We start from the raw sequence: 15,640 nt of genomic DNA, 5'->3' as shown, positions 1-15,640 counted from the left end.
TGGGTATTGGGCATGGGGCATTGGGCATTAGGCACTGGGCATTGGTTTTTCACTAATGACTAATGACTAATGACTAATGACAACTAGTAAGAGCGATCGCTATCAGTTGGGCTGATAAATTAATTAGCATTAATTCATCTTCCCGTAAAGTGCAGGGTTGTTTCCACTGTAGTGATAATACGCCCAAAAGTTGATTACGGTAGCTAATTGGGATAACTAAATGTGCTTGCACACCCGTATTTTTGTAGTGAATAGCATCGACTAATTTCGTGTCTTTAAGTATATTTAAGGAAACTTGCATTTGCCCAGTGGCGATCGCTTCCTCTGTTAATGGGTCAAGAGATAGCCAATTCTCTATTGTACCTGTATCGCTGTAAGTTCCTTGAGTCGCAATCAGAGTATTTCCATCTGTCAGTTGTAGAATACACCCGTCTGTTCCAAAAGTATCACTCACAGCCCTAGCAATTGGAACGAGAGTTTCTTCTAAGCTAGAAGCTGCTTGAGTTATCTGTACCAAAACACTCAGCAGAGCTATTTGAACATGAGAACGGCGTAATTCTTCTGTACGTTGTTTGAGCAAGTCGTAGGTTTCTGCAGCTCTTTGCACCACTGCCTTCAGTTCGCCTGGGTCCCAAGGCTTGGTGATATATTTGTAGACTTGCCCCGCATTAATCGCCTCTACCAAGTCTTCAATATCAGTAAATCCGGTGAGAATTATCCTAACCGTATCGGGAAACTGAGGTACAGTCTTGCTGAGAAACTCAGTTCCTTTCATTTCTGGCATCCGTTGATCGGAGATAATCACCGCTACCTCCCCTTCTGCTGCCAAAACTTCTAGGGCGTTCACCCCACTATCAGCTTTCAGAACATTAAAGTCGCGTCGAAAGGTACGATAAAGCAGATCGAGATTATCTGGCTCATCGTCAACTACCAGGATTTTCAGCTTTTTTGGTTGTTGGAGAGTCATCACTGGATATTGGAGTTTATCAATTTCGACACTGGGCTTATCCATAAGGTATTTCCTTTAAATATTCACTATCTTGTTATATTCCATACCAAGCTTAGTTGAGAATAGCTCAAATTTATCAAGGGTTATTACGGAGTTAGCTTGCATGTTTAAATACGGTAGCTGTGAGTGTCACAGAGGATATTTGTCTGCCCAAATATCTGAAGCAAGAAAAAATTCCACAAGAAGAATTAACTAGATAAGTTTCTACAGATCAACTCAAGGCAGTAGTTATACTCAAAACTTGCACCAGTCCCAACAACCGCCTCAGAATGAATTCTGAGGCTATTAGCTTGCATTCTTCTAAAGAAGACTCAATAAGGATTAGAGTCCACGCTTAGTGGACTTGCGCTAAAAGCCTGTGAAATTTATTTCTTGGCAAGAAAGTGGGCAGGTGCAAGATATAACTATGGGTAGTTCATAGATTAGAATAAGACTTGCTCATGAGGTATTAATCAACCTCTCAAGTTGAAGTTCGCACTCTGATTATGACTGATCTACCACCCAACGCTCAGAATCCCGAAGAAAATGCTACCAACGATGTAGCGCAAGAATTACTGCGAAGGCTGAGACAAAAACAAGGTAACTGGGTGGAATGGGGAACGGCGATCGCCTCGTTGCTAAAAACCGGTTACAACCCCCAAGACATTTTTGAGGCGACTGGATTTGAGCCGATTCAACAAAATCAGGTGGTTGTTGGTTCTCAAGTTTACAATTCTTTGGAAAAGTTTGGAGTATCGCAAGAAACACAATCGCACTATGCCACACGCGGCAGTGATGTTTTATACGAACTGCGTTTGCTCACCCAAGAAGAACGCGCCGCCGCCGCCGAACTAATCTTCGTCCACAACGTTGATGCTGATGAGGCACGGGATATAGCAAAAGCAATTAAAGAGTACTCCTATTTCCGCACTTTACCAGAAGGATTTTCTGCCCATCCTGGGGATGCTGTTGCTCATCAAGTTTGGAAACTGGCACGCCAAAATGCAGATTTACAGCAGCGATCGCGCCTAATCGCCAAAGGTTTACGCTTTGCTCACACGCCAGCAGCAAGGCAAAAAATCGAACAGCTACTGACTGATTTTACTACTGTTCTCCAGCGTCCAGCGCCAATTTTACCCTTTTACCGCCTGGAAATTGAAGAACAATTACCCCGCATCTTGCCCGTGGTTGGTGAGTTGCCATTATCACGGCAAAACTTGCAAGCTGTGCCCATAATCACAGAAATTGAACCATTTCGGATGGTCAAATTTTCTGGAGAACAAGCTTGGGTGCCGTTACCAGGTTGGCAAGTGTTGTTGGCGGCAGAAGATCCAGTAGTGATTTTAGCGAATAGCGATCGCTTCCCCATCCAAACCCAAACCCAAACAGGGCCTGTCGTAGTTGTGGTAGATCGTGCAAAACGAGAATGGGATGCCTCCAGCTATTTTGTCGTTGAAAATGGTGGTGAATTAGATTTTCAGTGGTTTGAAACTGAGCCAGAAATTCCTCTACTAGGACAAATTATTATCATCGTGCGTCCTAAGAGAATTCTGGATGAAGAATTAACTAAGGATTCATGGCAGATTGACGAATAAATTCAATTTTAGACAGAACTAACTGCGTGATGTGAACTTGTTTTAACTGTCCAAACAGCGGATAGCAAATGGCGCATTGGTTCAATTTTTTGTTTGGTCAATGCCCCATCTGCTTTAACTCTCTTAACATGAACTTGGCACTGGCTTGGCAATGCTTTGCCTAAACCCTTGATTTTTCGTTGACCTGTGTAAATCCACATTTTGAGGGATGATGACATCCCTTGAACAGTCACAAAGTAACGACCGTAACAGGAAAAACCCAAATTTTGTAAGCTGAAAGTGTATAAAGCACAAAAATTATTTGAATTTCGTAATAACTTTTAATAGAACGCACTGGATCAAGAATCTCAACAGATATATACCAATACGATTTGATTTTTGAAAAAATTTAAGTATATGTAGGGGAGCAAGCCGTGTGGGCGGGTTTCCTGACTTGAGCTAACTGGCATTGTGTCATCGCGTAACGTAACGCAACGCTTACGAGCGTCGGGAACCTCCCTTCGGCTGACGCTACGCACAGTCGCTACCGCTACGCTAACACCAGTCGCCTACAGCGCTGGATTCACCGCAACGCACTGGCTCCCCTACAGATATTTAAAAAATCAAATATGAGTCCTATATCATGAGAGCAAAATTCTTAATAAATTAAGCATGTTTTTGGGAATTTAGCTTTTCCAGTATCTTCATATTTTATCACCACAATTATTGAGGAAAAAACAAATTCCTATCTTTTCGATTTAGTTTCATAACCAAACAAACGCAATGGATTTTCTGTTGACAGGAATGACTCAAGCATTATTCAACATAGCCATTACTCGTTTGTAGCTGAACAAGGAGTTTTCCGAAAATGTCTCTCACGAAACGTTGTTTGGCCGAATTTATCGGTACATTCTGGCTTGTTTTAGGTGGCTGTGGTAGTGCTGTTCTAGCCGCCGCCTACACAGAAGATGCTGCAAAAATCAGCGAGAATACTTCTTTTCCATTGGGTATTGGATTAGTAGGTGTATCCCTGGCATTTGGGCTTACTGTCCTCACAGGGGCTTATGCTTTTGGTCATATTTCTGGTGGTCATTTCAACCCAGCTGTTTCGTTTGGACTATGGGCAGGTAAGCGCTTTCCGGGGTCTGACTTACTACCTTACATCCTCTCTCAAGTGATCGGTGCAGTTGTTGCTGGGGGCATTATCTACCTGATTGCTAGCGGCAAAACTGGATTTACGCTGACTGGCTTCAACCCACTGGCTACCAACGGCTATGGTATTCATTCTCCAGGTGGTTACACGCTGTTTGCTTGCCTGATTACTGAAGTTGTGATGACTTTCATGTTTCTGCTGATTATTCTGGGTGTGACTGATAGCCGTGCTCCTAAAGGATTTGCACCACTGGCAATTGGTTTTGGACTCACCTTGATTCACTTAATCAGCATTCCTGTAACCAATACCTCGGTGAATCCTGCTCGTAGTACTGGAGTTGCTCTATTTGCAGGTGTAGAACTCTTTTCACAAATCTGGCTGTTCTGGATAGCTCCTATCTTCGGGGCTATTTTAGCAGGATGGTTGTACGTAGCTATCTTTAGTGAATCAACTGTGGAAGAACGGTAAAATCTCAAAGAGCTACTCTAAAAGTCATTTTCAACTGTACGAGTTAGCCCGGTATTTCTGGTTTTTATAGCAGTTCATCAAAACGGGCAATAGTTGGATCTGCATTGTGCCTATAATCAATCTTCAGGTGAGGCTGCACCTACGCAGCTCGCCGTAGGCATCGCTTGAGATTTCATTTTTAGATTTCTTAACAATCCTGTGACTGAACAAATAACGCTTGGCTAATTTGTTTAGTCACATGATTGACAGAATATTTAAGTTTATGAAAATTCACGGTGTCCAGCTCCCCGACTTATCAAAAAAGTCGGGGAGCTTACTTTTCACGAATGATTTAGGGCTGCTATATACACTCTCTTTTTAAAAAGTTTTAGATTACTATTTTACTAGTAAACAACCGATTTGTTAATTATTCTACATTCTTAATCATTAGACTTATTTGCGAATTAACTAGTACACTGAGGCGTAAATCCACATACCATCTCAATTAACGAGACTTGGGTCTTAACAAGGGGATTTTGCGCCTTGTTAAAGTTAGGCAAACTTCCGCCGTACTGTACTAGTTAGTGATATTTTGAGCCGGAAGATCCCCCCAACCCCCCTAAAAAAGGGGGGGTTAAGATATATTTACAGAGAATCATCAAAGATTATTCATATCTGTGGTTTGGGAATTACATTCAACATCTATTTAATATATAAAATTTGGTATGTCAGACTCTAAATTTACTGCTCCTGTGCCTCAAGAATCACTCCACCCAGAATTGTCTGAACGATCGCCTGTGTCATCCCTACGGGCAGAAGCCATAGCACGCATCCGCAACAGTTTACGCCCTGGACAGCAACAAATGGCTGACTGGCAATCTGGCCCTTTGGCTATTTCTGCCGTTCCTGGTGCAGGCAAATCCACTGGTATGGCGGCGGCTGCTGCGATCGCGATCGCCCGTCAATATGAACGTTCTTCCTCCCGCCGTCAATTGGTAGTTGTCACCTTTACTCGTTCAGCTGCTGCCAATATTAAAGCGAAGATTCGCAAATTCTTACGAGATGATTTATCTCTACCTCAGACTGGATTTTTTGTCTATACCCTACATGGTCTAGCGTTGAACATTGCCAGTCGCCATTCTGATTTGTCGGGTTTGCAGCTAGAAAATGTCACATTAATTACACCAACCCAAAGTCACCGTTTTATCCGAACAGCCGTAGAGCAATGGATTGCAAATAATCCAGGAATATATTTGCGGTTATTAGAAGGTCATCAATTTGACGGAGAAGAGACAGAAAGGTTGCGTCGCCAATCGGTGCTGCGAACAGAAGTATTACCAGAATTAGCTAATACGGTAATTCATGAAGCAAAAAGTTCTGGGATATCGCCAGAATTATTGCGGGAGTGGAGTAAAGAAACCACAGACGAATATGCAATTTTGAGCGTAGCGGCGGGATTGTATGAGCAATATCAAAACTTAATGCGATCGCGTGATTTCATCGACTACGACGATATGATTTTAGCCGCACTGCGCGTTTTAGAAAACGACAGTGCCCGTCGCATCGAGCAAAACCAAGTATTCGCAGTCTTTGAAGACGAAGCCCAAGATTCTAGCCCATTACAGACGCAGTTGTTAGAAATTTTGGCAAGTAATGGGGATAAGCGAAATAACTCTTCACTCCCCAGTACAGACGCGATTAATCGCGTCTCTCCTAACTCCTCACTCAATCTAGTACGAGTTGGCGACCCGAACCAAGCGATTAACTCTACTTTTACCCCAGCCGATCCGATTTATTTTCGGCAATTTTGCGAAGAGTGCGATCGCATCGAACGATTGGCAACGATGGATCAAGCTGGTCGCAGTACTAGAATTATCATTGAAGCTGCTAACTTTGCCCTCAAATGGATCAATAAACAGTCGTCAGCAACAATAAATAACGGACAAAAGATTCCTGACAACCGACAAGTACCATTTCGCTTGCAGACAATTCGCCCTGTTGAAGTTGGCGATCCGCAAGATAACGCCAACCCAGCACCAGTAGGACGAGGACTGGAACTTTATACCCCGCGTGACATTCATCACACCGTTGAATTGTTATCTCAAAGAGTAATCGAGTTATTTAGTGAAGATCCAACACAAAATAGTGCAGCGATTTTAGTGCGAGAAAATCGCCAAGGAAGATGGTTAGCAGAGGCTCTGACACCTGTATGCAAAGAGCATAATATTACACTTTACGATGTGGGAGAACGCGATCGCCGTTCCCATGTTCCCCAAGAAATTTTAGCATTACTGCAATTTTGCGATCGCCCCCACTCCCCCGATTATCTCAAAGCCGCACTAGAAGCATTAGTACAGCGCCAGTTAATTCCTACCCAAGACCTCAACGCCCTTGCTAGTCTCCCAGAAGAATTTTTGTATCCTGGCCCCCTAGCAGCGCCCCAGCCAGAAACAGTCCAAAAAGCCGCTCGTTTGTGTCGCAGCTTACTTCGCGCCCGCTTGGAATTGCCCCTGTATCAGCTAATTTCCTTTCTTGCGTTGACCTTAAATTACGACCAGGCAGAATTGGCAACTGCTGACAAACTTGCAGAACGGGTAAACCAGCAGATAGCAGGCAATAGTTCGATGGGGGGAATGCTGTCAGCTTTAAGTGAAATCGTCAGTTCCGAACGGTTTGAACCAGTGGAAACCGAAGATTCGGAAGAACGTTACACTCGTCGCGGTCAACTGACCATTATTACCATGCATAAAGCCAAAGGGCTAGATTGGGACTATGTGTTTCTTCCCTTCCTCCACGAAAACTTGATTCCTGGTAGATTTTGGGTTCCTCCCCAAAGCCAGTTCTTAGGGGATTTTACTTTATCAGAAGTAGCCCGCGCCCAAATTCGTGCTGCTCTCCACGGAGAATTTACCATACCAGATGTCACACAAGCATGGGAACAAGCAAAGCACTTGAAAATATCTGAGGAATACCGTTTACTCTACGTTGCGATGACACGAGCAAAGCGTCTGGTGTGGATGTCAGCAGCGCAGAAAGCCCCTTTTACTTGGAGTAAGCCGGACAATTTACAAGAACAAGCTCCTTGTCCGGTGTTTCCAGCGTTAAAGCGCCAATTTCCGGAATGTGTGATGAATTTAGCAGTAATGACCAAACAAGCGTGATCAAAACTTTTAAGAAATTGAATGGAATCGACAGTTAATAACGATTAGATTGTGAATTACTTTTGGCTGAGTTCAACGGTTTTTAAATCAGCGATGCAACGATATTAATAGTCATAGCCAAAATGGTGGTATTGAAAAAGAAGGATAATATGCTATGTAACAGAGTCAAGCGCCTCATATCGCGTGATCTCGTCTCCACATCTGAAACTTGACTAGTCATGCCAATTACAAAAGAATAATATAAAAATTCCCAATAGTCTGGATAGTCGTTATTAGGAAAATCTAAACCTCCAATGATTTCTTCACTATTATTACGATTAATATATTTGTAATAGCTGTGTGCATATTGCACTGCAAACATCGTATGCACTAGTAACCAAGAACCGACAATGGTCATAATTGAAAGTATGACATGTAGGGTAAGCAGAATTGTTGATAACTCTTTTTTATCATTTAGTAAAAACCCGATCGCTAAAACACTAGCACAAGCCGCAGCTATTACCAGCATGAATATAGCTAAATGTCCTTCATATTCATTTTCAGCATAACGGCGAATTTTTTCTGGGGTAGCTTTGAGCATTTTCCACCAAGTTACGGCTAAGAACAAGTCAATACCGGAGTTCCAAGCGCAGAGAATGCGAGTAGGTAAGTGCAGCCAAGGCGGAAGGATTATTGAAACTAATACAGCAAATCCGACAGCAATGATCAGTCGGGGTCGGGGGTCAAAGTTTTTAAATAAATTAAGTTTCACAAATATTGCGATCGCAGACTTTAACTAACTTATTATTCGTAATTTGTAATTATCGGTGTAACACCACACCAAATTATAAAATTGGTGGTCTCTAAGCTAATCGTCATTCAAATTGCATTTTTGTGTCTCCACTTTTCCCTGTCTTTCTAGCGATTTTAACTATTTAGCTTAAAAATGCATCACTATGGCATAAATCTTTAACTAATTCAATTACGAATTACAAATTACGAATTATTTTAACTTGGATCTAATCGTTTCTATTCGTTGACGATTAACACCCAAATCGCTTTGACCTAAGCGTGAAGCTGAACGTACTTGGATAACATTAGCATTCAGGTCTAAATAGAATTCTACATCATCCACAAATCCCAGTAAAGCACTTTTAAATTCTGCATATAAATAATCTTGGTTTTCGGTAATTATTTTAGTTCTTGGTAAGGACTCAATAATCTGTTTAAGATTACTAATCGCTTGTTCTGTGGTAGATGTAAAAGTCAGTGGTGTAATTTTGTGGGTTGCATCTGTACTTTGACTAGAAACACAGTTAGGAGAATTAGGGCAAGATGCTAATTTACCGTTGCTAATACCTAAATTATTTGGTCGTTTGCCAGCAAAAACCATAATAATGTCTCCGGGTAAGTGAATAAGTATACTCTCACACATTTGGTTGAATCACTGTAATACTTTGCGGTAATCGCATCTTCTGGCAAATGACAGATTCACTAAAACATCGGTGATGCGTTCGCTCTATGATCCGGTAAGTATGGTCTAAGCGAAGACAGATTATGACGCAAACAATTTCAATAAACGACTCTGGGCGCTTGCAACTCACACCGCTAGAAATTCCATCCCGTCTGCTGTTGGGGCCTGGGCCCTCCAATGCCCATCCTACAGTTCTCCAGGCGATGAATACTTCACCTGTTGGGCATCTTGACCCAGCTTTTCTCGCACTCATGGATGAGATTCAGTCGTTGCTTCGCTACGTATGGCAAACAGAAAACCCACTCACCATTGCAGTTAGCGGTACAGGAACAGCCGCAATGGAAGCAACCATCGCCAATGCTGTAGAACCTGGTGATGTGGTTTTGATTGGTGTAGCTGGTTACTTTGGTAATCGCCTTGTGGATATGGCTGGACGTTATGGCGCGGATGTGCGAACCATTACCAAACCTTGGGGACAAGTTTTCAACCTTGATGAACTCCAAACAGCATTAAAAACTCATCGTCCAACTATTTTAGCTCTAGTTCATGCCGAAACCTCCACCGGCGCACGTCAACCATTGGAAGGTGTCGCTGATTTGTGTGATGAATTTGGCACTTTGTTGTTAGTTGATTCAGTTACAAGTTTGGGTGGTGTCCCCTTGTTTTTGGATGCTTGGGGAGTTGACTTAGCCTATAGTTGTAGCCAAAAAGGGTTGGGTTGCCCACCTGGTGCTTCGCCTTTTACAATGAGTCCGCGTGCGGTTGAGAAATTGCAACAGCGCCAAACAAAAGTTGCAAACTGGTATTTGGATATGTTGTTACTGGGTAAGTATTGGGGCGCTGAACGCACCTATCACCATACAGCACCCATTAATTTATATTATGCATTGCGGGAAGCATTACGTTTGCTTGCAGAAGAGGGATTAGCAAACTCCTGGCAACGGCATCAGAAAAACGTAGAATATCTCTGGGAAGGATTGGAGAATTTAGGATTAAGTATGCACGTTGAGCAGCAGTATAGACTGCCAACGCTTACCACTGTCTGCATTCCAACAGGGGTAGATGGGAAAGCGATCGCCCGGCAGTTACTCAATGAACATAATATTGAAATTGGCGGTGGTCTTGGCGAACTAGCGGGTCTTGTTTGGCGCGTCGGATTGATGGGCTTTAATAGTCGCAAGGAAAGTGTTGACCAACTTTTAGCAGCACTACGGCAAGTTTTACCTAAATAGTTTTGGCGTAATTTGGTGCGTTAATAGTAGCTTAACGCACCTGATAGAATGAGCGTAGGCGTAGCCGGCGGCTCGACTGAGCGCTCGCCGAACGTCCGTAAGCATCGCGCTAACATTGTTTGAGAATTAAAACAAAGCTGATACTTCACATATACTTGCTCTTTTTACTTATCCCAAAAATTAAAGAAAGAGTAGGTTAATTTTTGCAGGTCGATACAATCGCATTGTCAGTCGATGCAATGCCATTGTCAGGCGACACAATGCCATTGTTAGTCGATGCAATGCCATTGTCAGGCGACACAATGCCATTGTTAGTCGATGCAATGCCATTGTCAGGCGACACAATGCCATTGTTAGTCAATACAATCCCATTGCAGGTCGATGCATTAATAATTCAGGAGATTGGGCTAAGATGGCATGGTAATGCAAAGTGCGACTCGTTCACATTTTATGAAAAACGTCGGGATAATATATCTGTTGAGTATTCTTCACTAGCTCACTGCGATAAAAAACCAACAAACAGTAGAGGCAAGAATATTAGTAGGGACACAATTAATACGAGGGTTGCTGGCTCAATTTTAATCTGGTTCTTCTGTGGATCGGGCATTTGGCACTCCCTCGAACAATAAGTATATTAACTTAGCTTAAAGGATGTTTATTCCTTTTTCCAAACCCAATCAGGTTGAAAAATGTAAATTTTTTAAGTAGACTAATGCATTAAATTTACATTTTTTTGATTTTAATAACTGTCAATCCTTTGATTCATCCCCCCATCTGCTTATTTCTTCCAAGGGAGTTTAGTTCCCATTTCAGTCAATGCAGAAAAGATGAGATAGAGGACGAGTAACCCAGCCGCCGCAAAAAAAGCCAGTAAATCGTTATCCATAAGTGCTATTTGCTAAAACTTCGCTAATCATAGCGGAATCACTTTATATTTAGCATTTTTCTACAGCCCTACAATCTTTGGTCTTTTGGGTGCAAACTGTACCAACCATACCAGTGACGAACTGCTAACCAGACGGCTGAAAGCAAACCCGCGAGGCTGAGAGTTAGTCCACTGAACGGTATTAATAAGCCAAAGACGGGTAGCACTGCTCCAGCAATAGTGCAGATAATAGCAGCAAGGGAAGCACTGCGACTTGCCCCCAATCCCCATGTCAGAAACAGTAAGATGATGGAAATTAAAGTCCAAGCCAACTGAGCATTGATGACGCGAGATAGATAAGTCAAAATCAATAGACAAGCAAAGAAAATACTAGCAGCGATCGCAACATTTTTAAAACTCATTGGCAGTGACAAATATAACAATAATATCCACCACAAAAATATTGCTGGTGCTAACAATAAAAGACGCCCAATTACGCCCGTATGACGAATAGGTTCAGTGTTAGTAAACACTCCAAATGGATTTTTGACTGAAACATTATCGTCAAATTTCCAAGTAAATTGCGTACTGCGTCCGTCAACTTTAATTTCATTAGGTACAATACCACTGGCAAAATCAGCCGGAGCAAAGTTAGCAATTGCTGTGAGGCGGAAGTTAGAAAGCAACTGTCCCGTTGCACTATAAACCCAGCGTGGCCCTCCTTGAGCCTGATAAGTAACTCGAAAGGTGGTTTCTTCCCCTGGTTGTAAGCGGAAGGGAAAATTATAATTACCCGCGTTGGTTGGTTGTAGTCTAGTCCCATCACGCTCGACTTTATAGCTAGCAAGCAGCGTATAGCCGTTGGGTGGTGGTGCTTCAAAGAAAAAATTATTAATATCCTTGAGTTGGTTAACTACTTTATAATCGGCAGTATAATTTGCTTGATAAATCGAGCTGCGACCTGGAACATCTACGCTTTGGTCAAGCTTGACTTGAATTTGCGAACCAGCCAGCATTATGAAGCGGGTAATCTCTCGCGTCTGGTTTACTTTAACAATCTTGCCATTGACTTGAGTGTTATAAGAGTATGGCTCTTGAATAGAGTAGCGCACTTGCGGCGCAAATTGTTCGAGCCTTTCACCTGCAACACTTTGAGCCACTTGAGCTACTTTTCCTTGTTCCCAGTAGTGGTAGCGATTGCTTAAAGTTGAGCAGAGAAAAAATCCCGGTACTAACAGAACTAATACCAGAGTTAAATGCTGTAATCCTCGCAATAGTTGAGAATAACCAACAGCCCATTCGCCGATGAATGTAACTTGTTCCGGCTGGCTTCGACGTAGAGAAAAACTGATCAGTGCGATCGCAACTCCCAAAGCTACAACCAAAAATACCAATAACAGTGAAGCTTTGAGCGCCTGGGTTCCAAATTGGACAAGCTCAATCGGATGCGTCAAATCGGGTAATCCGGGAATACCTTGAGCAGAAGATGACATTGGTTGATTTTTGCAGAATTTGGAAAACCAGACCAATAAAATCTCTTAAAAGTTTCTAGAATAAAGTTTTATTTGATACGCGGACAGTTTCAACAAGTGCTGCGTAGGCGTAGCCAGCCGTAGGCATCGCTCTGACCCTGACTTACATAAAAACTCTCAAACTCTTATTTCTCTGTGTTCTCTGTGCCTCTGTGGTTAGTTTTTCCGATACCCATCTGTAATTACTATTGGTATAAACATCAAAAGCCCAGTCTTAGTGACCAGGCTTTTGAGCGTAAACAATGGGGCTATATTCCCCGAAGGTTAGTTATAGAGGTTCAGTATAATATCGATGCTCTGATAAGTGATACCACTTTGCTGTTATCGATTCCGGAAAATTCGCTAAAAATTTTTGAGTAGCCTTTATCTCCCAAAATACAGCAAGCGACTGGCAGCTTCAGCGTGTAGGATCTAAAAATATTAATTTTCCGGCTTTTGCTGATGAATAATGAATTTGGTAGCTGGCAAGAATGGCTGACAGTATTCACATATCTAGGTTTTACGGTCTTTATTATCTGGCGCGTGTTTTCCACCGAGAAGAATTAAAAAAGCTGCATATCATTTCACCAGGGCCTTTTTGCTCAAAGGGGAAAATGAGGAAGAAATAACTCCTGTAGAGACGCGATTCATCGCGTTTCCTAACTCCTGTACAGACGCGATTCATCGCGTCTCTACTTTTTAAATCCCTTTAAATCCCATACCTTGTTCTACTTGAGCTGCAACTTTACGATAAATCTGAAAACGAATACTAAATTGGGCCAGGAATATGCCAACTAAAATCAAGCTACCACCGATATATTGAGCAAAGGTAGGGACTTCACCCAATACCAAATAAGCTGCTAAAATTCCCACAATTGGAGTAAAAGAGCCAGCTAAGGAAGCCGCCGATACGGTAGAAGCTCTCAAGCCCTTGAGCCAAAATGATTGACCTAAAACCACAATCACAGCAGCATAAACAAGCATCCACTGCCATAAAAAAGGTGAAAATACATTCATAAAGTGGTCGCTGCCATAGAGAACTAAAGCACTAAAGAAAAATATTACAGTTCCTAGAGCAGTACGAAAGATACTCAAGATTCCTGCTGGGATATCAGAAAGCCATTCTTTAAGAATAATCGTTGAAACTACTGAAGCCACGGCTGCGATCGCCGCCAATAATTCCCCAATACCTAATCTTAAAACACCCATGTTGATCGTAGCCGTTTGTGAGGGTTGCAGAAGAATAGTTAAAGTAACGCCGACAAATGCAGCGATCGCTCCTACAACTTCCCAACGATTTACCCGTTCCTTCAGCAACCAGACTGATAAAGCCATAGCCAGAGGTGGTTCCAAGCGTCCTATCAAAATAATATTGTTCACCCCTGTTAATGCTAATGCCTGGAAAATTAAGCCAGGGACAAGCGCTCCTGATAAAATAGCTACTGCTATCAGCGCCAACCAATCTTTCTTTGACAGTTGCTGCAAAGCCTTTTTGTTCCACTGTCGCCGATAAATAGGTAACATAACTATCAATGCACATAGATTCCCTACGAATAAAACATTACATAAAGAAATCGGATTTCGACCATTCATGAAATGTTGAGCGCCAATTTGTGTCAGCTTGCGGGTAACTGCACTAGAGGCTCCAAAAATTAAAATTGCTAGCCAGAGATAGGTTTGACCGGGAATTTTATAGATAAAAGAATGCCGTCTTCTCGGTCTGCTCATAATAATACTGTTGCAAAAAATGCTTTTTACTATACTCTGCTAACTTGGGTAATTTCAGGTGAGATGAATCTGAGAAAACACTTAAAGTAGGCTGAGATTGAAAATCTCACAATTTCCTGAGAATATGCTGAGTTTAAACTAAATTTTTCTAAGGGATAAATTCAGACAATTACTAGATTGATTTCACTTGAGCTTCAGTAGCAGATGAGATGCTTTAGTTCATCGGGAAACTTCAACACAAGGAAAAACAAATGAAAATTGCTTCTTCTATGCTTACAAGTGTTGCTCTTGTTGGTATATTAACAGTCTGGGATGTTCCACTTAAAATTGTCAGTCCTTCACTGGTGCAAGCATCAGCCGCAGAAAAGAAAGATGTTACAGGTTTAACTACTCAACAAAAGATTGATTTGGTTATCAAGCATAAGGGTCAATTTGGTGGTGGTGATGAACTACGTCGTTTCTTTTTTGGTGATCTTGAACCGCTAGGTATTCAACCCGGTGGTGCAGGTATGGTCGTTAATCTTTACAATAAAGCCAATAATGTGACCTTTTCATACTGTTCTACCTTTGATGTAGTAGTTGCGGTTAAAAAAGGTAAAGTACCAAAGTTTGAGGCTGATGAGGTCAAGTAATCCTTATTTATAAATAGGTAGATATAAATAATTGAATAAGAATTCAGGAGCGTCTTTGGCTTTGCTCCTGACTCCTGAATTCTGTTCGATAAAAACTAATTTGTAACTTTTGAAGAGAGGTTAAATATGGAATTTAGAGATGCTATCTTGTTGTTACATCCAGCGATCGCTGTACTCGTAGTATTTCCTTTAATTGGCGTCATTGTCAACCGCGCTTTACAAGTCCGTCAACGCCGATTGCAAACTTTAGCCATAGGTAAGAGTAAAATTCCCGCCACTGTAGGACAAGAGCATACTCAGTTGGGTCGCTGGCTAACTGGAGCAGTTGTAGGTATTGTTTTAATAGCATTTGCCAACGATATTTTTGGTAATATTTTAGAAAATAAACTGTGGATGAAAGCACCATTTCAGGTAGTATTTATTGGGTTATTGTTTATGGCTGCGATCGCTTCTCTGTATTTACTCTATCAGGCAAAGCAGAAAAACTGGCGTGCCATATTTGCAACCCTCACAGGAATGGGATTAGTGGTGCTTGGATGTCAAGATGGTATCTACCGCAAAACTGACCAATGGTATATCTCCCACTATTATTATGGGCTAGCCTCTGCTCTGCTGATGATTATTTCACTCTCCATTTTGCCAGACATTTATAAAGATAAGACCAATCGCTGGCGTAAGGTTCACATTATTGTTAGTTCCCTTGCTCTTTTACTATTTATCGGGCAGGGAATAACAGGAACGCGCTCATTGTTAGAAGTTCCACTCACTTGGCAAGAACGCTATATCAATATGCTCTATGAGCAAAAATGTGATACTAAATCTTGTATAGTCCAGCCACAATCTCTACCTAAAAATCAATAATGAATATAACTAACAATATTGTCAATCCTCTAGAC

The 15,640-nt window shown here is 41.9% G+C and carries 12 protein-coding genes; 7 read left to right on the top strand and 5 right to left on the bottom strand.

Annotated features, from left to right (window positions below; all coding sequences use genetic code 11):
• Positions 1-73: 73 nt before the first annotated feature.
• Complete coding sequence (locus ACFFAP_RS03005; protein ID WP_375509832.1) at positions 74-1,012, bottom strand: response regulator; 939 nt, start codon at positions 1,010-1,012, stop codon at positions 74-76.
• A 482-nt stretch (positions 1,013-1,494) separates the two neighbouring features.
• Between ACFFAP_RS03005 and ACFFAP_RS03000 the strand changes: the two genes are divergently transcribed.
• The 3 genes from ACFFAP_RS03000 (at position 1,495) to ACFFAP_RS02990 (ending at position 7,323) form a co-directional block, all read left to right on the top strand.
• Positions 1,495-2,583 carry a RuBisCO accumulation factor 1 gene (locus tag ACFFAP_RS03000; protein ID WP_375509831.1) on the top strand — a complete coding sequence of 363 codons (1,089 nt, stop codon included), beginning with the start codon at positions 1,495-1,497 and terminating at the stop codon, positions 2,581-2,583.
• Between the two features lie 847 nt (positions 2,584-3,430).
• Positions 3,431-4,183, top strand: coding sequence for an aquaporin Z (aqpZ, locus tag ACFFAP_RS02995; RefSeq protein ID WP_375509830.1), 753 nt, complete (start codon positions 3,431-3,433; stop codon positions 4,181-4,183).
• A 704-nt stretch (positions 4,184-4,887) separates the two neighbouring features.
• Positions 4,888-7,323, top strand: a complete 2,436-nt coding sequence (locus ACFFAP_RS02990; protein WP_375509829.1) for an ATP-dependent helicase — start codon at positions 4,888-4,890, stop codon at positions 7,321-7,323.
• An 82-nt stretch (positions 7,324-7,405) separates the two neighbouring features.
• On the opposite strand, the gene ACFFAP_RS02985 is transcribed toward ACFFAP_RS02990, so the two are convergent.
• Positions 7,406-8,074, bottom strand: a complete 669-nt coding sequence (locus tag ACFFAP_RS02985; RefSeq protein WP_375509828.1) for a DUF1345 domain-containing protein — start codon at positions 8,072-8,074, stop codon at positions 7,406-7,408.
• 231 nt (positions 8,075-8,305) lie between these two features.
• On the bottom strand, positions 8,306-8,695 hold the full coding sequence (locus ACFFAP_RS02980) for a DUF1499 domain-containing protein (RefSeq protein ID WP_375509827.1): 390 nt from the start codon (positions 8,693-8,695) through the stop codon (positions 8,306-8,308).
• A 164-nt stretch (positions 8,696-8,859) separates the two neighbouring features.
• On the opposite strand from ACFFAP_RS02980, the gene ACFFAP_RS02975 reads away from it, so the two are divergent.
• A complete protein-coding gene (locus ACFFAP_RS02975; RefSeq protein WP_375509826.1) occupies positions 8,860-10,008 on the top strand; it encodes an alanine--glyoxylate aminotransferase family protein in 1,149 nt (382 codons plus the stop codon).
• Positions 10,009-10,211: 203 nt separating this feature from the next.
• Positions 10,212-10,637 (top strand): hypothetical protein, encoded by a 426-nt coding sequence (locus ACFFAP_RS02970; RefSeq protein WP_375509825.1) that lies wholly within the window; start codon positions 10,212-10,214, stop codon positions 10,635-10,637.
• Positions 10,638-10,962: 325 nt separating this feature from the next.
• Here ACFFAP_RS02970 and ACFFAP_RS02965 read toward each other — a convergent pair whose 3' ends face one another.
• Positions 10,963-12,366, bottom strand: a complete 1,404-nt coding sequence (locus ACFFAP_RS02965; protein ID WP_375509824.1) for a hypothetical protein — start codon at positions 12,364-12,366, stop codon at positions 10,963-10,965.
• A gap of 717 nt (positions 12,367-13,083) precedes the next feature.
• Positions 13,084-14,112, bottom strand: coding sequence for a DMT family transporter (locus ACFFAP_RS02960; RefSeq protein ID WP_375509823.1), 1,029 nt, complete (start codon positions 14,110-14,112; stop codon positions 13,084-13,086).
• Between the two features lie 251 nt (positions 14,113-14,363).
• On the opposite strand from ACFFAP_RS02960, the gene ACFFAP_RS02955 reads away from it, so the two are divergent.
• Both ACFFAP_RS02955 and ACFFAP_RS02950 read left to right on the top strand, forming a co-directional pair.
• Complete coding sequence (locus ACFFAP_RS02955; protein WP_375509822.1) at positions 14,364-14,744, top strand: hypothetical protein; 381 nt, start codon at positions 14,364-14,366, stop codon at positions 14,742-14,744.
• 126 nt (positions 14,745-14,870) lie between these two features.
• Positions 14,871-15,605: a DUF4079 domain-containing protein gene (locus tag ACFFAP_RS02950; RefSeq protein WP_375509821.1), complete on the top strand. Its 735-nt coding sequence runs from the start codon at positions 14,871-14,873 to the stop codon at positions 15,603-15,605.
• Positions 15,606-15,640: the final 35 nt, after the last annotated feature.

It is taken from the genome of uncultured Nostoc sp., from assembly GCF_964245575.1.
GTDB lineage: Bacteria > Cyanobacteriota > Cyanobacteriia > Cyanobacteriales > Nostocaceae > Nostoc.
Note: the sequence above shows the minus strand (reverse complement) of the source record. Positions and strands in the feature narration are given on the sequence as shown.